General features: G+C 57.6%; 28 protein-coding genes. 15 read left to right on the plus strand and 13 right to left on the minus strand.

Annotation, left to right across the window (positions count from 1 at the left end; genetic code table 11):
- From pqqD to FOV68_RS01315, 13 genes are all read left to right on the plus strand, one after another.
- A complete protein-coding gene (gene pqqD / locus FOV68_RS01255; protein ID WP_010245072.1) occupies window positions 1–279 on the plus strand; it encodes a pyrroloquinoline quinone biosynthesis peptide chaperone PqqD in 279 nt (92 codons plus the stop codon).
- A complete protein-coding gene (gene pqqE, locus FOV68_RS01260) occupies window positions 242–1,408 on the plus strand; it encodes a pyrroloquinoline quinone biosynthesis protein PqqE (protein ID WP_161793189.1) in 1,167 nt (388 codons plus the stop codon). Before pqqD ends, pqqE begins: the two co-directional genes overlap by 38 nt.
- The gene (gene pqqF, locus FOV68_RS01265) at window positions 1,408–3,684 is read left to right on the plus strand and encodes a pyrroloquinoline quinone biosynthesis protein PqqF (protein WP_143990201.1); all 2,277 of its coding nucleotides are present in this window, start codon (window positions 1,408–1,410) and stop codon (window positions 3,682–3,684) included. The genes pqqE and pqqF overlap by 1 nt, the downstream gene beginning before the upstream one ends.
- 114 nt (window positions 3,685–3,798) lie before the next feature.
- Complete coding sequence (locus FOV68_RS01270) at window positions 3,799–4,383, plus strand: YceI family protein (RefSeq protein ID WP_010245067.1); 585 nt, start codon at window positions 3,799–3,801, stop codon at window positions 4,381–4,383.
- Between the two features lie 458 nt (window positions 4,384–4,841).
- On the plus strand, window positions 4,842–5,822 hold the full coding sequence (locus tag FOV68_RS01275) for a 6-phosphofructokinase (protein WP_143990202.1): 981 nt from the start codon (window positions 4,842–4,844) through the stop codon (window positions 5,820–5,822).
- 10 nt (window positions 5,823–5,832) lie between these two features.
- Window positions 5,833–6,147 (plus strand): PTS sugar transporter subunit IIB, encoded by a 315-nt coding sequence (locus FOV68_RS01280; protein WP_090961135.1) that lies wholly within the window; start codon window positions 5,833–5,835, stop codon window positions 6,145–6,147.
- Window positions 6,140–7,507, plus strand: coding sequence for a PTS sugar transporter subunit IIC (locus tag FOV68_RS01285; RefSeq protein WP_008925155.1), 1,368 nt, complete (start codon window positions 6,140–6,142; stop codon window positions 7,505–7,507). The genes FOV68_RS01280 and FOV68_RS01285 overlap by 8 nt, the downstream gene beginning before the upstream one ends.
- A complete protein-coding gene (locus tag FOV68_RS01290) occupies window positions 7,494–8,336 on the plus strand; it encodes a class II fructose-bisphosphate aldolase (protein ID WP_010670115.1) in 843 nt (280 codons plus the stop codon). The genes FOV68_RS01285 and FOV68_RS01290 overlap by 14 nt, the downstream gene beginning before the upstream one ends.
- Window positions 8,337–8,431: 95 nt before the next feature.
- Window positions 8,432–8,701 carry a hypothetical protein gene (locus FOV68_RS01295; protein WP_010245053.1) on the plus strand — a complete coding sequence of 90 codons (270 nt, stop codon included), beginning with the start codon at window positions 8,432–8,434 and terminating at the stop codon, window positions 8,699–8,701.
- Between the two features lie 9 nt (window positions 8,702–8,710).
- Window positions 8,711–9,148 (plus strand): PTS sugar transporter subunit IIA, encoded by a 438-nt coding sequence (locus FOV68_RS01300; protein WP_031592905.1) that lies wholly within the window; start codon window positions 8,711–8,713, stop codon window positions 9,146–9,148.
- A complete protein-coding gene (locus tag FOV68_RS01305) occupies window positions 9,145–9,768 on the plus strand; it encodes an AAA family ATPase (protein ID WP_143990203.1) in 624 nt (207 codons plus the stop codon). The genes FOV68_RS01300 and FOV68_RS01305 overlap by 4 nt, the downstream gene beginning before the upstream one ends.
- Window positions 9,737–10,177 (plus strand): thiol-disulfide oxidoreductase DCC family protein, encoded by a 441-nt coding sequence (locus tag FOV68_RS01310; protein WP_143990204.1) that lies wholly within the window; start codon window positions 9,737–9,739, stop codon window positions 10,175–10,177. The genes FOV68_RS01305 and FOV68_RS01310 overlap by 32 nt, the downstream gene beginning before the upstream one ends.
- Window positions 10,178–10,291: 114 nt before the next feature.
- Window positions 10,292–11,191 carry a LysR family transcriptional regulator gene (locus tag FOV68_RS01315; protein ID WP_143990454.1) on the plus strand — a complete coding sequence of 300 codons (900 nt, stop codon included), beginning with the start codon at window positions 10,292–10,294 and terminating at the stop codon, window positions 11,189–11,191.
- On the opposite strand, the gene FOV68_RS01320 is transcribed toward FOV68_RS01315, so the two are convergent.
- The 5 genes from FOV68_RS01320 to FOV68_RS01340 all read right to left on the minus strand — a co-directional run bounded on the left by FOV68_RS01320 (window position 11,166) and on the right by FOV68_RS01340 (window position 15,031).
- Window positions 11,166–11,975 carry a substrate-binding domain-containing protein gene (locus FOV68_RS01320; RefSeq protein WP_115387552.1) on the minus strand — a complete coding sequence of 270 codons (810 nt, stop codon included), beginning with the start codon at window positions 11,973–11,975 and terminating at the stop codon, window positions 11,166–11,168. The genes FOV68_RS01315 and FOV68_RS01320 overlap by 26 nt on opposite strands.
- Window positions 11,976–11,985: 10 nt before the next feature.
- Window positions 11,986–13,293 (minus strand): MFS transporter, encoded by a 1,308-nt coding sequence (locus FOV68_RS01325; RefSeq protein WP_143990455.1) that lies wholly within the window; start codon window positions 13,291–13,293, stop codon window positions 11,986–11,988.
- A 323-nt stretch (window positions 13,294–13,616) separates the two neighbouring features.
- The gene (locus FOV68_RS01330; protein ID WP_143990205.1) at window positions 13,617–14,327 is read right to left on the minus strand and encodes a helix-turn-helix transcriptional regulator; all 711 of its coding nucleotides are present in this window, start codon (window positions 14,325–14,327) and stop codon (window positions 13,617–13,619) included.
- Entirely contained in the window at window positions 14,305–14,715 is a 411-nt protein-coding gene (locus FOV68_RS01335; protein ID WP_039386689.1) for an amino acid-binding protein, read from the minus strand. Before FOV68_RS01335 ends, FOV68_RS01330 begins: the two co-directional genes overlap by 23 nt.
- 1 nt (window position 14,716) lies before the next feature.
- Window positions 14,717–15,031 (minus strand): antibiotic biosynthesis monooxygenase, encoded by a 315-nt coding sequence (locus tag FOV68_RS01340; RefSeq protein ID WP_031592353.1) that lies wholly within the window; start codon window positions 15,029–15,031, stop codon window positions 14,717–14,719.
- 125 nt (window positions 15,032–15,156) lie between these two features.
- Here FOV68_RS01340 and FOV68_RS01345 point away from each other — a divergent pair, with 125 nt between their 5' ends.
- Complete coding sequence (locus FOV68_RS01345; protein ID WP_039386684.1) at window positions 15,157–16,050, plus strand: dihydrodipicolinate synthase family protein; 894 nt, start codon at window positions 15,157–15,159, stop codon at window positions 16,048–16,050.
- Window positions 16,051–16,069: 19 nt separating this feature from the next.
- On the opposite strand, the gene FOV68_RS01350 is transcribed toward FOV68_RS01345, so the two are convergent.
- The 3 genes from FOV68_RS01350 to FOV68_RS01360 form a co-directional block, all read right to left on the minus strand.
- A complete protein-coding gene (locus tag FOV68_RS01350; protein ID WP_143990206.1) occupies window positions 16,070–16,564 on the minus strand; it encodes an ATP-binding protein in 495 nt (164 codons plus the stop codon).
- A gap of 322 nt (window positions 16,565–16,886) precedes the next feature.
- A complete protein-coding gene (locus tag FOV68_RS01355) occupies window positions 16,887–17,126 on the minus strand; it encodes a hypothetical protein (RefSeq protein WP_010245020.1) in 240 nt (79 codons plus the stop codon).
- 265 nt (window positions 17,127–17,391) lie between these two features.
- Complete coding sequence (locus tag FOV68_RS01360; RefSeq protein ID WP_143990207.1) at window positions 17,392–17,721, minus strand: cupin domain-containing protein; 330 nt, start codon at window positions 17,719–17,721, stop codon at window positions 17,392–17,394.
- Between the two features lie 139 nt (window positions 17,722–17,860).
- Between FOV68_RS01360 and FOV68_RS01365 the strand changes: the two genes are divergently transcribed.
- Complete coding sequence (locus FOV68_RS01365; protein WP_003853539.1) at window positions 17,861–18,499, plus strand: RpiB/LacA/LacB family sugar-phosphate isomerase; 639 nt, start codon at window positions 17,861–17,863, stop codon at window positions 18,497–18,499.
- A 70-nt stretch (window positions 18,500–18,569) separates the two neighbouring features.
- On the opposite strand, the gene FOV68_RS01370 is transcribed toward FOV68_RS01365, so the two are convergent.
- The 5 genes from FOV68_RS01370 to FOV68_RS01390 are packed head-to-tail and all read right to left on the minus strand — an operon-like array spanning window position 18,570 to window position 23,698.
- Window positions 18,570–19,334: an ABC transporter ATP-binding protein gene (locus FOV68_RS01370; protein WP_143990208.1), complete on the minus strand. Its 765-nt coding sequence runs from the start codon at window positions 19,332–19,334 to the stop codon at window positions 18,570–18,572.
- 9 nt (window positions 19,335–19,343) lie between these two features.
- Window positions 19,344–20,210, minus strand: a complete 867-nt coding sequence (locus tag FOV68_RS01375; protein ID WP_143990456.1) for an ABC transporter ATP-binding protein — start codon at window positions 20,208–20,210, stop codon at window positions 19,344–19,346.
- The gene (locus tag FOV68_RS01380) at window positions 20,182–21,087 is read right to left on the minus strand and encodes an ABC transporter permease (protein ID WP_039386673.1); all 906 of its coding nucleotides are present in this window, start codon (window positions 21,085–21,087) and stop codon (window positions 20,182–20,184) included. The genes FOV68_RS01375 and FOV68_RS01380 overlap by 29 nt, the downstream gene beginning before the upstream one ends.
- Entirely contained in the window at window positions 21,084–22,115 is a 1,032-nt protein-coding gene (locus tag FOV68_RS01385) for an ABC transporter permease (protein WP_010245000.1), read from the minus strand. The genes FOV68_RS01380 and FOV68_RS01385 overlap by 4 nt, the downstream gene beginning before the upstream one ends.
- Complete coding sequence (locus FOV68_RS01390) at window positions 22,112–23,698, minus strand: ABC transporter substrate-binding protein (RefSeq protein ID WP_255473630.1); 1,587 nt, start codon at window positions 23,696–23,698, stop codon at window positions 22,112–22,114. Before FOV68_RS01390 ends, FOV68_RS01385 begins: the two co-directional genes overlap by 4 nt.
- Window positions 23,699–23,768 lie beyond the last annotated feature (70 nt).

A 23,768-nucleotide genomic window follows, 5' to 3' on the forward strand; every position in this document is an offset into this window, starting at 1 on the left:
ATGAATGAAAACTCGATTGCCGCGTTTCGTCGCGGCTACCGCATGCAGTGGGAAGCCGCCCAGGATACCCATGTGGTGCTCTATCCCGAAGGCATGGCGAAGCTGAACGAAACCGCCGCTGCCATCCTTGAGCTGGTGGATGGCAAGCAGGATATCGCCGCGATTATCGCAACGCTGGATAGCCGTTTTCCGGAAGCGGGCGGCGTGGGTGCAGACGTTTTAGAGTTCCTGCAATCAGCCTATGAACAGAAGTGGATACAGTTCCGTGACCCCGCATAAACCTGACGTGAATCCGCCGCTCTGGCTGCTGGCTGAGCTGACCTATCGCTGTCCGCTGCAGTGTCCCTACTGCTCCAACCCGCTGGATTTCGCCCAGCAGGAGAAGGAGCTGACCACCGAACAGTGGATTGAGGTGTTTCGTCAGGCGCGGGCGATGGGCAGCGTGCAGCTCGGATTCTCCGGCGGCGAGCCGCTGGTCCGTAAAGATCTGCCGGAGCTGATCAAAGCGGCGCGCGATCTCGGCTTCTACACCAACCTGATCACCTCGGGCATCGGCCTGACGGAGAAGAAGCTGGATGCGTTCAGCGAGGCGGGTCTGGATCATATCCAGATCAGCTTCCAGGCAAGTGACGAAACCCTGAATGCGGCGCTGGCCGGTTCGAAAAAAGCGTTTCAGCAGAAGCTGGAGATGGCGAAAGCGGTGAAAGCCCACGGCTATCCGATGGTGCTGAACTTTGTTCTGCATCGCCATAACATCGACCAGATCGACAGGATTATCGATCTCTGCATTGAGCTGGAAGCGGATGACGTGGAACTGGCGACCTGTCAGTTCTACGGCTGGGCGCAGCTTAACCGGGAAGGCCTGCTGCCCACCCGCGAGCAAATCGCCCGCGCAGAGGCGGTGGTGAAAACCTACCGCGAGCGGATGAGCACCACCGGCAATCTGACCAATCTGCTGTTTGTGACGCCAGACTACTACGAAGAGCGCCCTAAACCCTGCATGGGTGGCTGGGGTGCCATCTTCCTTAGCGTTACGCCAGAGGGCACCGCGCTGCCGTGTCACAGTGCGCGTCAGCTCCCGGTAGAATTTCCTTCAGTGCTGACGCAAAGTCTGGACGATATCTGGTATAACTCATTCGGCTTCAACCGTTATCGCGGTTTTGACTGGATGCCAGAGCCATGCCGCTCCTGTGATGAGAAAGAGAAAGATTTTGGCGGCTGTCGCTGTCAGGCCTACATGCTGACCGGCAATGCCGACAACACCGATCCGGTCTGCAGCAAATCACCGCATCACGGCAAAATCCTTGACGCCCGGCGTGAGGCGGATTGCAGTGACATTAAAATTGGTCAGCTGCAGTTCCGTAACCGCAGCAACTCACAACTGATCTATAAAACACGGAACCTCTGATGAAAACGCGTTGCCTGGAGATAAACGGTCTGACGGTTGAACTGGTGCATCAGCCCGATGCCAGCCAGGCCGCCGCCCTGATTCAGGTGGGCGCGGGGAGTCACGACGAGCCAGATCGCTGGCCCGGACTGGCGCATCTGCTGGAACATCTGCTGTTCACCGGCAGCACCGGCTGGCCTGATGAGGGCCGGTTGATGAGCTGGATTCAGACGCAGGGTGGCAGGGTTAACGCCACCACGCTGGCCCGGCGCAGCGCGTTCTTTTTTGAGGTTACGCCGTCGCTGCTGGCTGACGGGCTGGCGCGGCTGCAGGATATGGTCTGCCATCCGCTGCTTGATAATCAGGCGATCGGCCAGGAAGTGGCGGTGATTGATGCGGAATATCAGCTATTGCAGCGTCATCAGCCGTCACGCATTGAAGCGGCACTGCTGCACGCCGCCGCGTCACCTGCGGAATTCCACCGGTTCCATATTGGCAGCCGGGCGAGTTTTGGCGATGAGCTCTCTGCACTGCAGCGGGCGCTGCGCCAGTTCCACCAGCGCTACTACTTCGCCAGCAATATGCGGCTCTGGCTGCAGGGGCCGCACTCACTGGATGAGCTGGAACAGCTGGCGCGTAACGTTGCTGCCGTGCTGCCCACAGGGCAGTGGCGACAGGATCTGCCACCGCCGCAGCTGACCAGCGATATCGGCTGGCAGCTGGCAGAGACCGCACCTGCGGCGCTATGGCGCAGCTGGATACTGGATAATAGTGACGGTGTCACGTTATGGCGTGAATTTCTGCTGGATGAAGCACCCGGATCGCTGCTGGCTACCCTGCGTGAGCAGGGGCTGGCGGAGTCGCTGGAGCTGAAGTGGATCTATCAGGCGGGAGGCGCGCTCTGGCTGGCGCTGGGCGTTGAAACGCATCAACCCGAAACCGTTAATGTTTTGATCGACAGTTATCTGGATGCACTGCGCCAGACGAATGCGCCACAACATCAACACTATCACCAGCTGGCGCAGCAGCGATTCGTGACACTGTCACCGATGGAGCAGTTACGCCAGCGCGCAATCGGCTTTGCACCGGATGAAGCCGTGCCTGCGTTACAGCCGCTGCTGGCGCGTCTCACCGACGCGCCGGGCACGCTGCTGTTCTGCACGTCGCACCCGGCTGAGGAAACCCTTCAGACGCAGGGATTCAGCCTGGCGCTGACCGCCTGGCAACCAGCCCCGTCTGAGGCGCTACCAGCGGCCGATTTCACTTTCTATCCGTTTGACACCGCCTTAACGTCTGAGCCGCTGCCCGCACAGGCGGTGGCATTGCCGCATTTTCAGCCTGACGACCTGCAGGCGACGCTGATCCTGCGACCAGAGTTCTGGTCAACGTTCACCGAAGCGGCAGGCGAAGGGCTGGGGCGGCGGTTACGTCCGCTGTTTGCCGCGTTGCGTCATCAGGGCGGCAACGGCAACTGGCAGGAAGTGGAGGGCGTGTGGCAACTGACGCTACAACTGACGCCGGATGAGGCGGTGGCTGACCGGGCGCTGAGCCAGATTGTCGCCGCACTGACGCTGCCGGTTGAGGCGGCGCAGCCTTCTTCGGGGGAAAGCATCGCGATCCGTGCACTGCTGCGGCAGTTACCCTGGCAGCTGGCCGCCACCATTACGCCACATTGCTGGCGGGCGGCGCTGAAAGGCGGCAACGCGGCACTGCATTCATTAATTGCCCGGCGGCTTAGCGCACTGTCGCTGCCGGTTAACCCTGACACGCCGCCAAAGCGCATGACGACGCAAACCGGTATGACGCGCCTGCCACACGGCAGCGCGGACAATGCTCTGCTGCTGTTTATCCCGCTGCATCGTCCTGAACAGCTGGCGGCGCTTCGCGCGCTGGCGCTGATCTATGAGCCGCGCTTTTTCCAGCGCTATCGCGTTGAGCAGCCTATCGGTTATGTGGTCAGCAGCCGCTATATGCGCTGTGCCGATGAAGATGGGGTGCTGTTTGCGCTGCAGTCGCCCGATTACAGCGCGCTGTCACTGCTGCGCTACTGCCGCAACTTCCTGCGGTCACTGAACGAGACGCTGGCGGGTTACGATCTGGCGGCACTGAAAGCGCGTCTTCTGAGCCGGGAAGTGGATCAGCCACTGGCGTGCTTACGCGCTGACAATGGCCTGGCAGAACCGGATGCGGCGCAGATTGAGGCGCTGACACTTGCGGATCTGCAACAGCTTCACCGCACGCTGATTCAGGATCGCCGCCGCTGGCGGGTGCTGTTCACCGGCGGCGAGAATCTGTAGTACCCAGTATAAAGTTGCTGAATTTATTTGAAAATTACCGACAAATCTCTTCACTGTCTATTCCGGGCGAACTGGACCACACTCAATTCACTTTGTCCGCATAAGGAATTGACCGTGAAAAACTTCAAACGTATTGCACTGCCCCTGTTAGCCGCTGCCACCCTTTACGCCCCGTTGTCTCAGGCTGAGGCGATGCACTACCAGCTGAATCCTGAGCATACGTCGGTGATTGTTGCCTGGAACCACTTCGGCTTCTCAAACCCTACCGCTGATATCCCTGATGCAACCGGTAACCTGGTGTTTGATAAAGATCATCCAGAGGCATCACGCGTTGACGTGACCCTGCCAGTCAGCAAAATCGACAGCCACGTGGCTGCGCTGACCAAAGAATTCAAAGGCGCTGAGTACTTCGACACCGCTAAATATCCGACTGCGACCTTCCACAGCACCAAAGTGGTGGCAAAGGGCGACAACAAATTTGATGTTGAAGGCAACCTGACCCTGAAAGGGATCACCAAACCGGTTACGCTGCACGCGACGCTGAACAAGCAGGGCGAGCATCCGATGGTGAAAAAGCAGGCGATTGGTTTTGATGCCACCGGCACCATCAAGCGTTCGGACTTTAAGCTGGACAAATATGTCCCAGCGGTAAGCGACGAGGTCACCCTGACCCTGTCAACTGAAGCCTACGCGAAGTAAGCTTTTTGGGGCGTAGCAGCTTGCTGCTACGTCTCTTATTCGTTTTTACCGCGCCTTCTTCCCCTCTGAAATCTATTCTGCCCGCCTGTTTATCTGCCATAAAATAATCCGGATAGCTCCTCATCAACTATTTTCTGAACGCTTTATCTGGCCCGGAACCGGGAAAAATGAGGCGAAAGTCACAAATTTGCAACAGCACGGAATAAGCCACTCTGTGCCGCTGTGTGGCGAAATAAAACTCAGATGCCTTCTGAGCTAACTCATTGATTTATATCGTTTCGCTCTAATCGGCTTTCCCGCAAATAGTGTGATTTTGATCTCATAAACCGCCGTTCAGACACCCCTGTCAATAACTCCGCCTAAAAAATACCGCTCGTAACTGTGATCTCCTCTGCAAATAACAACCCCACTTACCGGAAGAATGGCCCTCAGCAGATTAAGTCCGCGAGGTGAGGGAAATGCGAATTGGAATGGTGATCAGTGGCGGTGATGTGACCGGCATTAATAATTTTGTCTTTCAGTTAGGGAGACTGGCGCAGGCGGAGATGGTGATATTTGACGGCGGCATTCCCGGCCTGCTGGCAAATAACCATCGTGACATCAGCCAGCGTGACCTGCTCGACTTTTCCATCGCCCCGATTCCGGTTATGCAATCGGGACGCACGCAAAAGAAACTGGTGCGCAGCGAATATGAATGTATTGCACGCCAGCTGAAAAGCGCCCGGATTGACGTATTAATCATGGCGGGCGGTGACGGGTCGCTGCAATTTCTCCATACCCTGTCGAAGTCTGGCGTGAATTGTTTCGGCGTCGGCATGACTATCGATAATGATGTTTTCGGCAGTGATTACACCCTGGGTTTTTCCACCGCCTGCGAGCAGGTATTAAAAGAGGTCGCGAAACTGCGCAATACCGGACGCGCCTTACCAGGCCGGGTATTTATGCTGGAGTTACTCGGCGGCTACTGCGGCGAATTAACCCTGCAGTCGGCGATTAAATCCAATGCGGACATTGCGCTAATTCCGGAGTGCCAGATCCCGCTGCCACAACTGGCGCAGCGCATCACCCAGCGGCTGGCAGAGCAGAACAGCGTGATCATTCTCTGTTCAGAAGGCTACACCCGCGAATATTCGCCCGGTTTTCAGGGGGCTATCGACACCTTAATAAAACAGCTTGAGCCGCTTATTGGCGTACGCGTCCGTAAAACTATCCTCGGTTACGGGCTGCGGAATGGTGATCCCACCTGCGAAGAGATTTATCAGGGCACCATTATGGCCAGTGAAGTAGTGCGTTGTATTCAGTCAGGTATGCGGAATAAAGCGGTCATTATCAACGGCAGCAATAAACCGATTCCGATTGATTTAATAAGCATGCAAAAACGCCTGGTCGATATTGACGGGCACCATTACAAACTCGCTAAACAACTCAATATATTGTGAGGAGAAAACCATGCTGAAAATATTGTGTGTCTGTGGTTGTGGCTTAGGATCCAGTTTTGCGATTGAGATGAGCGCAAAAGCAGTTTTAAAAAAACTGGAGATTGAGGCCGATATCGATCACACCACCATTTCAGAAGCAAATGCCTTTAAGTCGGACATGATTCTGACGCAAAAAGCCTTTGCCGATGTGTTGAATGCCGACGCCAGTCCGGAACAGATTAAGCGGGTCATTATTCTTAACCGGCTCACCGATAAAGCGGAAATAGAGCAGAAGATCCTGGCCTTTTTAAAAGAACGCAACGAAAAGGTCGCCGCCCATGAATAGTGTGATCGACTTCCTGGTAAAAGATCTGCTGGGGCAGGCGTCGATTCTGATCGCCTTTATTGCCCTGATCGGTCTGCTGCTGCAAAAGAAATCGGCAGGCAAGGTGGTGGAAGGCACCTTTAAAACCCTGCTCGGTTTTTTAATTATGATGGCGGGTATCAATATTATTGTGGGAACGCTGACGTTCCTCAATACCATTTTTACCCACGGCTTTGGCATGCGCGGCTATATCACCGACGTCGCCGCCATTGCCGGGCTGGCTAACCGTGAGCTGGGATCTGAAGTCGCTCTGACGCTGCTGGTGATCTTTATCGTCAATATCATCATCGCGCGACTGACGCCCTTTAAGTACATCTTCCTGACCGGCCAGGCCCTGCTGTGGATGGCGACGATTGGCGCGGTGATTGGCTACAAAGCGGGGCTGACCGGTCTGCCGCTGATCCTGACCGGCGGCATCTTTGGCGGAATCATGGCCGTGGTGATGCCTGCGCTGGCGCAGCCGGTGGTACGACGCATTACCGATTCGGACGACGTTGCCCTGGGTCACTTCTGCACCATTGGTTATCTGGTCACGGCGGCAGTCGCCAAAGTGGTCGGCAAAGGATCGCGATCCACCGAAGATCTGAAGCTGCCCGATAACTTCAAGTTCCTGCAGGATACCTATCTGTCGATGGCGCTGGTGATGGTGCCAATGTACCTGATCCCCGCCGTGGCGGCTGGTCCGGCGTTCATCGCCCAGTACAGCAACGGCATGAACTACCTGATGTACGCCTTTATGCAGTCGATTCAGTTTGTGGCCGGAGTCTTCGTGCTCTACAGCGGCGTCCGCCTGCTGCTTAACGAGCTGGTGCCTGCCTTCCGCGGTATCGCCATGCGTGTTGTGCCGGATGCCAAACCGGCGCTGGACTGCCCGGTAATGTTTCCCTATGCCCCGAACGCGGTGATTGTTGGCTTTCTCGCCACCACGCTCGGTTCAATTGTCGGCATGCTCGTCTTCCCGATGTTTGGTCTGGCGATGATCCTGCCTGGCCTGCTGACCAACTTCTTTGCCGGTGGCACCGCCGGGGTATTTGGTAATGCCATGGGCGGACGGCGCGGCGCGATGATCGGCGGCTTCGTTCACGGCCTCTTTATCACCATTCTGCCCGCCATCCTGGTGCCGATGCTGGAGAGCTATGGCTTCACCGGTGTGACCTTCAGTGACTCAGATGTCATCAGTACCGGCCTGGTGCTCGGCCACGCCTTCCAGAATAACTGGCTGTTCGTTGCCCTGTTTATTGCCTTTGTTACCGCGCTTGCCTGGTTTGTTAATGGCAAATCCACAAAACCTCAAGAGGAAAAAATCCATGAAACTTTATAACTTCGCCGATCTGTTACAGCTGGCTAAACAGCGCGACTTTAAAGCGGTGGGTTCTTTTAATCTTCACTGCCTGGAGATGCTGCCCGCCTATTTTAAAGCGGCAGAGAAAACCAATAGTCCGTTAATGATTCAGATCTCCACCGGCACGGCAAAATATCTCGGTCATAAATTACTGGTCGATGCGATTAAATCGCTGTCAGAGAGTATGAATGTCCCGACCTGTCTGCATCTCGATCACTGTTCCGATTTAGCGGCGATTCAGACAGCGATTGATGCCGGATTCAGTTCCGTGATGTATGACGGGTCACATCTGTCGATAGAAGAGAATATTGCCAATACCCGCCGGGTGATTGATATGGCGCGTCCGCACAATGTTTCGGTAGAAGCGGAGCTGGGCGCGATTGGCGGCTCGGAAGATGGTAAATGCGTGGAAATGGAGGCGATTGCGTTTACGCCGGTAGAAGATGCGCGCCGCTTTGTCGAAGAGACTGGCGTCGATATGCTGGCGATCTCCATTGGCACCGTGCATGGGCTTTACACCGGTAAAGCGCATATTCAGCATCAGCGACTGGCAGATATCACGGCGGCAACCCACACGCCGCTGGTGCTGCACGGCGGCACCGGCGTCAGCGATGAAGATATGCGGCTGGCGGTCAGTAGCGGTATTGAGAAGGTCAATGTTGGCACCGAAATGAATGTTCAGTGGGTAGCGCAGTGCAAATCGACCTTTGAAAAAGGCAAGGTCAATGACAGCGTGCGTAATTTCCTGGTGCCGGCCAATGATGCGGTAACCAGTGTGCTGGTAGAGAAGATGCAATTATTCCGGTAATCGCCCGTTTCGCCATCACCGGCTTATTGCGTCAAACCTTTTATAATTACCTATTAATCTGAGCCACCCCGACATGCTACGGGGCAGGAGAGCCTATGTTTGGATTCTTAAAAAAGTCTCCGGCTGTGGAACAACCCAGCGAGCAGCAGCAGGATCATCTGGCTGAATTAAGTCGCGAGAAAATAACGCAACTGGAGCAGCAGCTGGCTATTAATCCGCGTGATGGCGAAACGCAAAAACAATTAATGCTGGAATATAACCGGGCATTAAGCTTATTTGCGAAAAGCCGTCGCTATCGCAATGAAATTGATGCGCTGTTTGTCAAAATCGATGAATTACGCAATGTGGTTCGCCAGTCGATTTAAGGAGAGCTGATGACGATTAAGCAGTTATTGCAAGAGGCAAACGCTATTCAGATTGGTATCGACGCCACGGACTGGCGTCAGGTTATCGCGCTGGCTGCCGAACCCCTGGTCAGTGGCGGCTATCTCGATGCCTCTTATCCTGATGCGGTAATCGCCAATACGCTGGCCCATGGCGCTTACTACGTGTTTGAGGAGGGGATCGCCATTCCCCATGCGCGACCGGAAGCGGGGGTGATCCGTGACTGTTTCAGTATGATTCTGCTGAATGAACCGATCTCGTTTGAGGGCAGTGATAAAGCGGACATTGTCATCATGTTTGGCGCGCGTGACAGCAATGCCCATATCGAAGAGGGGATCCGCGCGATTGTGTCGCTGCTGGAAGATGAGGAAACGCTGGTCAGATTACGTCAGGCCAGCAGCATCGCGGAGGTCATTGATATTTTATGACGCTAAAAACACCGTTAAAACGCGTGGTGCTGGTGAATGGCATTCCGGCTTCGGGTAAAAGCACCCTGACGCACGCGCTGTCACAACACTTTGGCTGGCCGGTGCTGACGCTCGATAGCCTGAAAGAACCCTTTATGCACGCTTTTGCGCCGGTCGATCGCCAGCGTAACCGGCAACTGGGCTGCGCGGCCTATCAGGCGATCTGGAACATCGTCGCGCAGGCTCCCGCCAGTCAGGTCTGGCTGATCGACGCCTGGTTTGGGTTCCAGCCCCGCACGCTGCTGGAGCAGGGACTGAAACAGGCGGGCGTGGAGGAGGCGCTGGAGCTGTGGCTGAAGATTGAACCGGAAGCGGCGGTGGCGCGCTACCAGGCGCGGCTGTCGCAGCGGCTACCGGGCCATCCGGGGGCTGAATATCTCCCTGAACTGCGCCAGCTGGCGCAACAGGCCACTCCGATGACGCTGGGCCCGGTGTATGAGGTCGATGCCTGCGCCCAGGATCACGCTGCCGTTATTCACTGGCTGCAGCAGCAACTGACCAGAACCCGCTACACTTCAGTTCATCATCAGAGGAGTGAGGAGTTGCAGGATGTCGTCGCCCCCTTATCTGCAAACCGGTGAAAGCGCCGTGCTCTATGACGGTGTCTGTAAGCTGTGCAACGGCTGGGTTCAGTTCCTGCTGCGTCACCATCTGGCGCGGCAGGTCCGTTTTGCCTCGGTGCAGAGCGAGCAGGGTAAAGCGCTGCTGCGCTGGGCCGGACTGCCGGAAGAGAACATCAGCACCATTGTCTACATTGCCGATAATCAGCACTGGCTGCGGGCGCAGGCGGTGTTCCGCGTGATGCAGCACCTGCCAGCCCCGTGGCGCGGGCTGGCGGTGCTGCGCCACTTTCCCGACGCGATCAGTAACTTTGCCTACGATCGCATCGCGTTAAACCGCTATAAGCTGTTTGGGCGTTACAGCGCCCAGCAAGCTATCAAACCCGATTATCCTGGTCGATTTCTGCATCAGGTTGATACAGCTCACTAATCTTTAACAGCCAGTCACAGGTGGCAATGAGATCAATGAGAACAATGATGTTATTGTTATGTCCATCGAATGTTGGATAAATGTGATGCTGACAGGCAGCGGTTAGAGGGATTTATGCCGGTTAATTTCGATCTCAACGATCTCTATGCGTTTCGCGCGCTGGTGGAGTTTGGCAATTTTCGCCTGGCGGCGGAATCGATCTGTCTCTCACAGTCGGCGCTGAGCCGCCGGATAGATAAGCTGGAAACCTCGCTGGGGATCAAACTGTTTGAGCGTACCACGCGCCGCGTCACGCTGACGCTGAAGGGGCATGCGTTTGCTCAGCGCTCGGATAAGTTGCTGGCTGATTTTGAAGAGGTCATGGCCGATCTCAGTGAGGTGAGCTTAGCCCGTACTGGACTGATTACCGTGGCCTGCGTGCCGTCAGCCGCCTACTACTTTATGCCCAACATCATCCGGCTGTTTCAGGCGCGCTATCCCCGCGTACGAGTCAAACTGATCGACAGCAGTGCGGCTAACGTTTATGACGCGGTGATTGGCGGTCAGGCCGACTTCGGCATCAGTTTTTCCAGCCGCTCGCAGCCGGATGTGCATTTCCAGCCGCTGATGGATGATCCCTATGTGGCGGCCTGTCGGCGTGACCATCCGATAGCCGGCAAAAAGAGTCTGAGCTGGCAGGCGTTTTATCAGTATGAGTGGGTCGGGCTGGATAAAACCTCCGGCAATCGCAACCTGCTGGATCAGGCGTTGCAGGCGATCATGCCCGAGAAACCCTGTATCTGTGAAACCCGGCACGTCACCACCATGCTGGGGATGGTTGAGGCGGGGCTGGGCATTGCTGCCGTCCCCGCCATGTCGATGCCTGGCTACGATCATGCCCTGCTGATGGCGGTTCCATTGACCGATCCGCAGGTGAAACGCACCGTGGGTCTGCTACGTAAAAATGGCCGGATGTTGTCGCACATTGCGGGCGAACTGGAGAACCTGATTATTGAACAGTATCAGCGGCTTTAACCGGTTTTGACGCTTTCACGGTGTGCAGTCCGCTGGCGTGCACCGCCTGTTGTGCCTCAGAAGAGGCAAGCCAGCGCAGCAGCTTAGCCGCCTCATCCGGCTGCGCTGACTTGCGCACCACGGCACCGGCGAAGCGGGTGGTGTATTGCAGCTTGTCCGGCAGTTCGCCAATAAAAGTTACGCCCGGTACCGGCAGCAGCTCACTGACCTGCTGAAAGCCGATAGCGTATTTACCGGCCGCGACCTCTGATGCCACCGGGATGCGCTCAACCTTCACCGCTTTCGCCTTAACCTGATCCTCAATGCCCAGGCGGCTGAACAGCTGGCTGCTGACATATTTACCGCTGGCGCTGTCGGAATAGGCGATGGAGCTGGCATTCAGCAGAGCAGTACGCAATGCGCTTTCGCTGCCGATCTTAACCGGTGTGGCACCCTGTTTGATCACCGCGCCGATGCGGGAGTCCGCCAGTTCAACCCGTGAACCCGGCAGCGTCTTGCCCTGTTTTTGCAGATCGCTTAACGCATCGCCGACCATAATCACCACATCGGCCGGTTCACCGCGCGCCAGTCGTGCCGGAATGGCCTGCGGGGTTTTACCCATAGATGGACCGGCGACGGTGTTGATAGTGATCCCCTCACGCTGGGCGAAGCGGGGCGAGAGCGTATCCCACGCTGCTTTAAACCCGCCGGAGATCATCACCGTCAGCTCTTTTGCCTGCGCCGTGACGCTGCCCGCCACGCTGAACAGCAGAGCAGCGTACAGCGACATCGTTTTCAGTTTCATTTTACGTTCCTCAGCTAACGGTTTCATGGACAGGCAATACGGCACTGCGGGTGCGACGATAGAGATAAAGTGTTGCCCCCAGGGCGCAGACTGCGGCAAAACTCATCCAGTAGCCTGGCGAAGCTTTATCGCCGGTCAGCTCTATCAGGCCGGTTGACATCACAGGGGTAAAACCACCAAACAGCGCAGTTGCCAGGCTATAGGCCAGCGAGAAGCCCGCCACACGCACTTCCGCTGGCATGATTTCGGTCAGCGCCGGGATCATCGCGCCGTTGTAGAGACCATAGATCATTGACAGCCACAGCAGCACGCCCAGCATCATCGAGAAGCCCGGTGCTGCGGCCAGCATGCTCAGGGCCGGATAGGTGGTGACAATCGCCAGCAGGGTCATGGCAACCAGCACAGGCTTACGGCCAAAACGATCGGAGATCGCGCCGCCAATCGGCAGCCAGATAAAGTTCGATACCGCTACCAGCAACGTCACCAGCAGGCTGTCAGAGGCGCTGAGCAGCAGGACTTTCTTGCCAAAGGTCGGCGCGTAAACCGTAATCAGGTAAAACGCAGTCGTGGTCATTGCTACCATCAGCATCCCGGCAATCACCACCTGCCAGTTGGCGAGCAGGATGCGGAACACCTGCTTCACATCGGGATGGCTGCGACGGTTGTTGAATTCCTGGGTCTCTTCCAGCTTGCGACGCAGCAGGAAGATAAACGGCACAATCAGGCAGCCAAACAGGAACGGAATGCGCCAGCCCCATTCACGGATGGCGCTCTCTTCCAGCACCGCGTTGAGGATAAAGCCCATCGCCGCCGCCACCATAATCGCGACCTGCTGACTACCCGACTGCCAGCTGGTGTAGAAGCCCTTGCGGCCCGGTGTGGCGATCTCTGCCAGATAGACCGACACGCCGCCCAGCTCTGCACCGGCGGAGAAGCCCTGCAGCAACCGACCGATCAGCACCAGCAGCGGCGCCCACAGACCAATACTCTGGTAAGAGGGGATCAGCACGATCATAAAGGTGCCGGCCGCCATGATGGAGAGCGTAACGATCAGCCCTTTACGACGGCCAACCTTATCGATGTACGCCCCCAGCACTACCGCGCCAATCGGGCGCATCAGGAACCCTGCGCCAAACACGGCAAAGGTCATCATCAGTGAGGCGAACTCACTGCTGGCCGGGAAAAAGGTATGGGCGATATAGGTGGCATAGAAACCGAACAGGAAGAAGTCGAACTGTTCGAGAAAGTTGCCTGAGGTAACACGGAATATTGCGCCAATCCTGGCGCGGTGAGTCATGGGTGAGGTTGTCTGCATCAGTAACTCCAGTAAGGTATGACGCTTTTTGCCGCGCCTGTCACTGAAGAGTGGATCAGCGCCCGGCGCTAAATAAGTGCAAAAAGGGCATCGATTAATGTGCCAGCCGCATGATTGCCAGGCGTTATCACTTAAAGTGTTTCGCATTCAACAGGTTAAGTGGCGAGATGATTTTTTTGTGCCTGTTAGTGGGTCTGAGAGGAGTTTGCGGAAATGTGACAGATTTCATAAGCGTGTTGCAGGTGAACAGGTGGAATCTGGCTTGTCTGAGGCCATCAGCGCAGAGTCTGGCGGCAAAAAGGGTTCAGTACGCAGGCAGCAAGGCGTCAGGGAAAGGTTATGCCAAAAATCTGACGTAAATGTTGGACGCCCGCCACGGTAAACACCACTTCACGGTAGCCAGGCTGCCGGGTTAGCCAGCCTTGCGTTTCAAAGGCACTCAGCAGCGCTGCACCCGCGTAGCCGCCGAGATGGAACCGGCGCTCACTCCAGTCGAGACAGCCACAGCAGGCTCTGCGGCGTCCGGGCTGCGACAGATCAATCTGCAACGCCGCAAACTGCTGCAGACCCAACAGGGTGACAGCGCTGCCTTCCGGCGTGATCCAGCCCTGTTGCGCCATTACGGCATAAATCTGCACCGCAATATCACCGGCCAGATGGTCGTAACAGGTGCGGGCGGTGCGAAGAGATGTTGGGGTGGTGCTCACCGGCGCGGCAATACGTCGCCACGATACGCCCATCATGTTCTCAATCAGCGCAGCGATGTCACTGCCGGTCAGTCGGTAATAACGGTGACGCCCCTGCGCCACGCAGACGATCAAGCCGCTGTTGATCAACCGGTTCAGATGGGCGCTGGCGGTTGAGGGCGCCACGTCGGTGACGGCACTGAGTTCGGTGGCGGTCCAGGCGCGTCCATCCATCAGCGCGGACAGCATCTTCACCCGTGACGCATCGGCCATTGCGGCGGCGACGCCCATAATCGCATTCTCAAGTGCTTCGCTATCGTCAGGTGCGTTATGCGGTTGTGGTGTTGCCATCAGATAAGCGTGCCCATTCTGTGGTCAGCCCGGCGGCTGATCGATTGTTATCGGTGATCAGGATCAGCTGGTTAGCGTGATCGCTGTATTGCACCAGTATGTTGATTCCGGCATCGGCAAGGCGTGCAGTGATCGCCCCCAGCTCGCCGGGACGCTTTTGCGGTAACCTGCGTATAAGCGGGACGTTAACCGCCTCGACGGCGATACCCCCGGCTTCCAGCACGGCCCGCGCCCGTTCGCCTTCCTCGACCAGAAAATGAGCGTGGCTCTGTTCACCAAAGGAGAACAGGCCGCCGCCTTCCAGTCCAATCCCATGACGGCCCAGCAGCGTAGTGAGCCGGGAAAGTGTGCCTGGACTATTTTGCAGGATGACATGAATATCGAACATGTTAATTTACTCCCTGTTGTGAGGCATATTCTCTGACCAGCGTGACGATGCGAAGACGGTAACCGGCAAAAAGGGTCTCGCGGCCTTCACGCTGTGCGGCCTGGTGACAGAGGTTGCGCTTCCAGGCCAGCACCGATTCTTCATCACGCCACCAGGAGAGCGAGAGAATTTTTTTCTCATCGGTCAGGCTTTGAAAGCGCTCAAGAGAGATAAACCCGCTGTTTTGCATCAGCAGCGGTTTAAGGTCGGCAGCCAGTTGCAGGTAACGCATCTGGTGTTCGGGTCGGGCTTCGGCTTCAAATAGTACGGCAATCATCGCTATCCTCCTTTGGGTGATAGCGCAAAAATAGCGGGCGGGGCGAGTTGATGCTTCGGCCGGTAACGAAATATGGCTGCAGGGGCGACCTCAGGCCGGTGCAATCTCGTAATGGAGCAGATGATATGTTCAGCGGACTCAGTGCGTTCCCCCTTACTCCCTTTGCGGCAGGCAAGCCCGATGAGGCGGCTTTTTTGCGGCTGCTGCGCAGGCTGACTGATGCAAAAGTCGATTCCCTTGGCGTGCTGGGGTCCACCGGCAGCTACGCCTATCTCACCCGCGCGCAGCGCAGGCGCATCGCAGAACTGGCGGTGGAACATGCAGAGTCGATTCCGGTGATGATCTGCATTGGTGCGGTGGGCACTGACGAGGTGCTGGCGCTGGCGGAGGACGCGCAGCAGGCGGGCGCGGCTGCCTTACTGCTGCCGCCGCTGGGTTATCAGGCGTTGAATGAAGATGAGGTGTTCACGCTTTTCGAGACCGTGACGCGACACGCCTCGGTGCCAGTCTGTATCTATGACAACCCCGGCACCACCCATTTTACGTTTTCCGATGCGCTGCTGAGCCGGATCGCCACACTTTCCGGTGTCGGGTCAGTGAAAATTCCTGGGGTACCGGCAGATCAATCTGCGGCTAACGATCGCCTCGCTCAACTGCGCGGCACGCTGCCAGATGCCGTGTCGATTGGCGTCAGTGGCGATGCCTCAGCCGCCAACGGGCTGATTGCGGGCTGTGATGGCTGGTATTCGGTGTGCGGCGGGCTGTTTCCGCGCGTCGCAAAAGCGATGACCGAAGCGGCGGCCGCGGGTGACCATCAGAGCGTCAGAGCGCAGTCCGATCGCCTGCAGCCGTTATGGGCGCTGTTCCGCCAGCATGGCGGCAGTTTCCGGGTGATCAGCGCCGCGGCGGGGCTGCTGGGACTGACCGAACGCGACTGTCTGCCGCGCCCGCTGTTACCGCTCTCCGCGGCGGACTTCCAGCAGATTGCTGACGTGCTCGCGGCACTCGACCTCTCCTGAGATCCCACGCCAGAAGGCATTAACCGTGGCGCACCAGGTTAAAGCCTTCTTCCTCCTGCGGTGCTTCGAAATAGCGGGTAATCAGCGCGAACTGCTCGTCCGTTGCGGCAAAGGCGTGTTCGCCGTCCTGATTTCGGGCGTGCAGGCGCGATTTACACAGCGCATCCGGTACGTCCAGATAATGCAGGCGATGGTCGGCAGAGGATGCCTGAATCACCGACATCATCCAGTCGCGATTCGCCCGGGTGTTGGCAGGAAAATCGAGCACCACCGACACGCCTGCGTTAAGCAGCGCGACCAGATGAGGCGTCATCGCCTTTCTGAGTTTTGCTGCATGGCGCACGTAATCGGCCACTGACTGCATCTCGTCCTTATAGAGTGCGGCGAGCCACTGATCCTCGCTGATCACCACGCAGCCGGGGACGGCGCTCAGCTCCGCCGCCAGCGTCGATTTCCCGGAGGCAATTTTTCCACACAGCAGATGCAGCGTGGCGGGGGCAAAGGTCATGGTCATATCACTCCTGTGTCAGCCTGATAGTGAACCGCGCGCATTACGCGAAGGGAAAGTAAAGCAGGTCTCGCCGAAGCGGGATTCAGGCTAACAAAACAGGGGAGAGATAAGCAATGAGAAGCAGGAAGTTGCTGGTGAGTAAAACCCGGATTTACCGCGCGTAACAGTCTCTGCTGCTGCGGGCGTTACTGCATTCAGAAAAAACCGCGGCTTTCGCTGGGCACGTTGACACGCCTGAACGGGGATGTGCGCTCAGGCGTAGCGTGGGATATCAGATACGCTTTCAGAAAGGGGTGAATCTGCGCTGAACAGCTGGCAACTGACTTCATTTTTGTGCCATCAGCAACGTCAGCAGTTCGCGGCAGCATGCCTCTTCTTCTGCACTGTCTGCGGATGCCAGATGGCGCAGCAGTTCCATACAGCTTTTTTCCTTGCCCGCTTCCAGTAACTCTTCGATCAGAAAGTTGAGTTTGTCCTGTTCAGACACGGCAAAGGATGAACTAAACTCATTTTTGACCGGGCCACTGTGATTCACCGGCAACGTGAGGGTGTTTTGCATTGGCATAGTATTGTCCTGTTTCGGGTTAAAAAATGTTCGGCGGTTGCTATTAAACTTATACAACGATTCGGAATTTGTACAGAAATCTGCCCGATTGATTTTCAGGACGAAGCTAAGCGCAGCGCGGTTGCAGCGTAAATGTCAGCTAATCATTAAGTTAGCGGGAGAAGGAATTTCAGAAAAATTCTGCGGGCCTGAAGCAGGATACGGATGCAGGGAAATCAGGTCAGTCATGCGTCAGTTCAACAGGCGGCCCACCGGGCCGCATGCATTATTTAGCGGTCAGGAAATCTTCGCGCTGCGGTGTAAACGTATCCAGTAAGGTGCCCGCCTCAAGACAGACACAGCCATGAACCACATTGGGCGCTTTATAGAGCGTATCTCCTGCGCCCACCTCACGCGTTTCACCATTGATGGTGAAGGCAAAACGTCCGCTCAGCACATAGGTCAGCTGCTCGTGGGTATGGTGATGCAGCGGGCCGACAGCCTCTTTCTCGAAAATCACTTCTACCGCCATCATGGTGCCGCCGTACGCCAGCACGCGGCGGGTCACGCCGTTGCCCAGATCTTCCAGTGGTCGCTCTTTATGGTAGATAAACATCGCAATCCTCCTGCGGTTGCCCCTGCTGCGGTGACCGTTTTGTGATGGATCTCACAGCGCTCGGGTGAATTAGTTTATGCACTTTAGTGGTTTTTCACTAAAATGAAACGGTGTTTCAATTAATTTATAAGGGTAGATCATGAAAATCGCGTTAATGATGGAAAACAGCCAGGCCGCTAAAAACGTTACCGTGCTGAAAGAACTGGAAGGCGTCGCACAGCCACTGGGCCATCAGGTCTTCAACGTCGGTATGAGCGATGAGCAGGATCACCACCTGACCTATATTCACCTCGGCATTCAGGCCAGCGTGTTGCTCAACAGCCAGGCCGTGGATTTCGTGGTCGCGGGCTGCGGCACCGGGCAGGGCGCGCTGATGTCGCTTAACATCCATCCGGGCGTCGTCTGCGGCTACTGTATTGATCCGGCGGATGCCTACCTGTTTGCCCAGATCAACAACGGTAATGCCTTATCTCTGCCGTTCGCCAAAGGCTTTGGCTGGGGCGCTGAACTTAACCTGCGCTTTATCTTTGAAAAAGCCTTCACCGGCGAGAAGGGCAATGGTTATCCCCCAGAGCGTAAAGAGCCGCAGGTGCGTAACGCCGGTCTGCTGAATCAGGTCAAAGCTGCCGTGATTAAAGAGAACTACCTCGACACGCTGCGCGCCATCGATCCTGAACTGGTGCGTACTGCCGTTAGTGGCCCACGCTTCCAGCAGTGTCTGTTTGAGCATGGCAAAAATCAGGAAATCGTCGCTTTTGTGCGTCAGCTGACCCACTAACGCATCCGGGGTCATAAGGCCGGTCTGACCGGCCTTTTTTTATTCTCTCTTTCCCGACGTCAGCTGAACGTCAGCTATGCTGCGCCAGCGCCGGGTTGTAATGACGACTCGCCTCTACCAGCATCCGCGTGTAGGGCATCGCGGCGCGGTCGGCCACCAGCGTCGGCACATCCAGCGTCTCCAGTACCTTGCCCTGTTGCATAACCGCCACGCGATGGCAGAGGTGCGCCACCACGCCGAGATCGTGCGTCACCATCAGATAGGTCAGATTCTCCTGCTGCTGCAGATCGCTGAGCAGATTGAGGATCTCCGCCTGCACCGAAACATCCAGGGCGGAGGTCGGTTCATCCAGCAGCAGCACGCGCGGCTCTAATATCAGCGCCCGGGCAATCGCCACGCGCTGACGCTGACCACCAGAAAGCTGGTGCGGATAACGCGTCTGCCAGGCGCGATTCAGCCCGACCTTATCCAGCATCGCCACGACGCGCTGCTGGCGCTGCCCGATACCCTGAATCTGTAATGGCTCTTCAAGGATATCGCCCAGCGTATGACGCGGATGTAGCGAACCATAAGGGTCCTGAAACACCATCTGCACCTGACGGCAGCGCGCCCGATCGATGCGGTGCGCCAGCGGCTGGCCATCAATGGTCAGTTCTCCCTGCCAGTGATTAAACAGGCCCGCCAGACACTTCAGCACCGTGGTTTTGCCCGAGCCTGACTCACCGACCAGCCCGAAGATTTCACCCTGTTTAACCTGCAGGCTGACGTCGAACAGCACCTGATTACGGCGACCCTCTTCACCAAAACTCAGGTTGAGATTTTTCACCTCAATCATCGTAACTCCTTAGTCAGTTAGCCAGCTGGCGTGACGTTGTAACACTGGCAGGCGCGTGCGCCGCCGATCAAGGTCGGGCAGTGCTGCCAGCAGTCCCTGAGTGTAGGGATGCTGCGCGTGGTCAAGTTCGCTGGCGGCCAGCGACTCCACCACGCGCCCGGCGTACATCACCAGCACCCGATCGCAGAAGCTGCGCACCAGATTGATATCGTGACTGATAAAAATCAGTCCCAGACCGCGCGCTTTCACCAGATCATCCAGCAGCGCCAGCACCTGCAGGCGAACCGAGACATCCAGCGCAGAGGTGGGCTCATCGGCAATCACCAGTTCCGGCTCGGTGATCAGCATCATGGCGATCATCACGCGCTGCCCCTGGCCGCCGGAAATCTCATGGGGATAGAGCTGATATACCCGTTCAGGATCGCGGATCTGCACCTCCTCCAGCATCGCCAGCGCCCGCTGACGTGCCGCCGATTTCTGGCCGCGATGGTGACTGCGCCAGGCTTCGGCAATCTGCTCGCCAACCCGGATCACCGGATTCAGCGAATATTTCGGGTCCTGCATAATCATTGAGATGCGTTTGCCTCGAATGGCGCGCATCTCTGCCGGGGTGGCGTGCAACAGGTCGATATCGCCAAACTGCATCCGGCTCGCCTCAATGCGCGCCTTAGCCGGATGCAGCTGCAGCAGGGCGCGACCCACGGTCGATTTACCGGAGCCGGACTCACCGACAATCGCCAGCTTCTCCTGACCGAGCTGAAAGGAGACGCCACGCACCGCCGGCGTAATCTGGCGTCCGTTAACAAAGTTCACGTGCAAATCGCGCACGTCGAGCAACGGCGAGGCGTTACTCACTGCGGGGATCGAGCAGGTCACGTAGGCCATCTCCTAAAAAGTTAAATGCCAGGCTGTTAATCAGGATCGCCAGCCCGGGCACGGTCACCACCCACCAGCACTCCAGCATGTAGGTGCGGCCACTGGCGATCATCGCGCCCCATTCCGGATCCGGCGGCTGCGCGCCCAGCCCGAGAAACCCCAGCCCGGCGGCGGTGAGGATAATGCCCGCCATGTTCATGGTGATGCGGATAATCACCGACGGCAGGCAGAGCGGAATAATGTGCTTCCAGAGCACCCGCAGCGGCGACGCGCCCTGTAAGCGCACCGCCGAGATAAAGTCCGCCTGACGCAGCGACAGCGTTTCAGCGCGGGCCAGACGGGCAATGGGTGGCCAGGCGGTGAGCGTAATCGCGATCACCACATGCTCCAGTCCTGGCCCCAGCGCGGCAACAAAGGCCAGCGCCAGTACCAGGCTCGGGAAGGAGATAAAGATATCGGTGACACGCATCAGCACGCCGTCGACTTTGCCGCCAAAATAACCGGCGGTGACGCCCAGCAGCAGGCCCAGTGGCCCGACGGTGACCGACACCAGCAGCACGATGTAGAGCGTGATGCGTGCGCCCCACACCAGACGACTGAAGATATCCCGGCCAAACTCGTCGGTGCCGAACCAGTGGGCCGCGCCGGGGGGCGTCAGCGCATTATTCAGATCCTGAACCAGCGGGTGATACGGCGCGATCCAGGGTGCGAAAAGTGCCACGATGCAGAGCAGCAGCACAATGCCACCACCAATTGCGGTCAGGGGATTACAGGCCATGCGCCAGAGGAAATGGCCGCAGCGGGCAGCAAAACGCTGACAGCGCACCAGCCGCTCACGGGAATGACTCACAGACGCAGCGTCAAAAGAGATCGTCATACTTTGGTCCTCGGATCGAACACCTGATAGAGCAGGTCGGAGATCAGGTTAAGCAGCACAAAAATCAGACCCACCACCAGCACACAGCCCATCACCGCATTCATATCGCCCAGCATCAGGCTGCCGGTGAGGTAGGAGCCAAAGCCAGGCCAGGAGAAGACGGTTTCAATCAGCACCGCGCCCTCCAGCAGTGAGCCATAGGCCAGCGCCACCACGGTCAGCAACTGCACCAGGATATTGCGGAAGGCGTGCTGCCAGATCACCTGCCATTCAGTCAGGCCTTTGACCCGCGCGGTCAGAATGAACTCCTGCGACAGCTGCGCGAGCATAAAACTGCGCGTCATGCGGCTGATATAGGCCATGGAGTGAAAGCCAAGCAGCGAGGCGGGCAGCACCAGATGATTCAGCGCATTCCAGAACACCTGGCTGTTGCCCGCCAGCAGGGCGTCAATCAGCATAAAGCCGGTGCGACGCGGCACGATGCCATCCAGGCTGAAGTCCACCCGACCTGCGCCGCCGACCCAGCCAAGATGGGCATAGAACAGCAGCAGGCCAATCATGCCGACCCAGAAGATTGGGGTGGAGTAACCGGCCAGGCTGAGCATCCGCACCACATAGTCGATGACGCTGTTGCGACGTGCCGCCGCCAGCACACCCAGCGGCACGCCCAGTCCTGCGCCAATCACAATCGCCAGCGTGGCCAGCTCTACGGTTGCCGGAAAGACGCGCACAATGTCATGCACCACCGGCTGACCGGTAAGCAGTGCATGGCCGAGATCGCCATGCAGCAGCGCGTTAAGGTAGATGCCAAACTGCACCCACAGCGGTTTATCAAAGCCGAGCTGATGATAAACCTGCTGATAGGTGGCCTGATCGGCGTCGGGGCCGACAATCGCCAGCACCGGATCCAGCGGCATCACCCGGCCAATAAAAAAGGTCAGCAGCAGCAGGCCGAACAGGGTTATCACTACCTGCACCGCGCGATGGCTGATGCGGCGGCACTGAGTTCGGGTCAGGGTCAGGATCATAGGGTGCCTCCCGCTTTGGCTTCAGGGGTTTTCCAGACATCGCGGAGGAAGGTGGTCGCTGAGGGATGCGGCTGATAAGCCTGCACCCGGTCGCTCACCACCACGGAGTCGAGCATTTGTGAAATCGGCATCAGTGCAGGCACCAGCTGGTCATAGCGCTGCTGGATGGCGTAATAGGCCTGCTGCTGGCGGGTTTTGTCGCGCTCCACCAGCGCCTGATCGATCATGCTGTTGAGCTGCGCGTCATAGAAACCGGTGCGCCAGCCCTGGAAGTTGGTCAGCCGGGCGCTGTCAGCATTATTCGGGTTATAGACCAGCGCGCGCAGGCTGGAGTGGGGATGCGGCTCCACGCCGCTGCCACCGCGCCCGACCAGCAGACTGAACTGGCGATCGCGCATCGCGCCATAGATCTGGTTACCGGTGCCGGTGATGATTTTTGCGCGGATCCCGCCCTGGAGCAGCGTGGACTGCACCGCGATGGCGATGTTCAGAAAGGGCTGATCGGCCAGCACCCGCAGCGTGGTGTCGAAGCCGTCCGGATAACCCGCTTCAGCCAGCAGTGCGCGGGCGCGCGGCACATCGAGCCGGTAACCGGGATCGGGCAGCGTGGCGGGCATGCCAGCCTGAATCGGGCGCTGATGCAGCTCGCCATAGCCGGTCATCAGGCTTTTATTGATGCCCTGATAATCGACCAAATAGCGTACCGCTTCCCGCACTTTGATATTGTCGAAGTGCGGATCTTTCATGCTCATCGCCAGGTAGTAGATCGTTCCTTTTCTTACCGCATCAATGGTGAGGTCGGGGTCGTGCCGCAGGGCGCGCACGTCGGGGATCGCCATGTTACTGGCGATATCCAGATCGCCTTTCTCCATCATCAGCCGCAGGGTCTGCGACTCCTGCAGATGGCGGAACACCACCCGCGACATCTTCGCCTCGCCGCGCCAGTAATCAGTCGCACGACTCATGCGCAGCACATCTTTTGCCTGCCATACATCCAGCCTGAACGGGCCGGAGCCCGCTTCATGGGTGGTGAGCCAGCGGTTGCCCCAGTCGCCATCCACCTCATGCTGCTGCACGGTTTTGCTGTCCAGCACCACCATGCTGCCCAGCGCCGCCAGCGAGTAGATCACCAGTTGCGGATCGTTAGGTCTGGGCAGGGTGATCACCAGCGTGTGGTCGTCGGGCGCGGTAATCATCTGGTCAACATTGTCGCGGCTGAAGCCGTAAGATTTCCACACCGACGCCTGCGCCAGGTTCAGATGCAGCACCCGCCGCATCGACCAGACCGCATCGGCGCTGGTGAGCGGATTGCCCGAGTGAAATCTGACGTTGTCGCGCAGGTGAAAAGTCAGGGTGCGGTTATCCGGACTGACTGACCAACGCTCCGCCAGCGCCGGGCGCACCTCGGTGAGTTGCTGCGGGTTTAGCTCCACCAAACCGTCATAGAGATTCACTACAATGCCGACCACCTCGTTGCCGGTCATAGCGGCAGGATCCAGGGTGAGCAGATTATTCATATTCATGCCGACGATCAGCTGGTCATCCGGGGTCTTTGCCTGGATTGACGCGCTGCCCGTCAGCATCAGCAGCGTGATCAGCCACGCGCCACATCGTTGTGTCAGGGTCATAGGTAAAGTCCAGCAGGTCAGAGGT

It is taken from the genome of Pantoea sp. paga (assembly GCF_007558755.1).
Classification (GTDB): domain Bacteria; phylum Pseudomonadota; class Gammaproteobacteria; order Enterobacterales; family Enterobacteriaceae; genus Pantoea; species Pantoea agglomerans.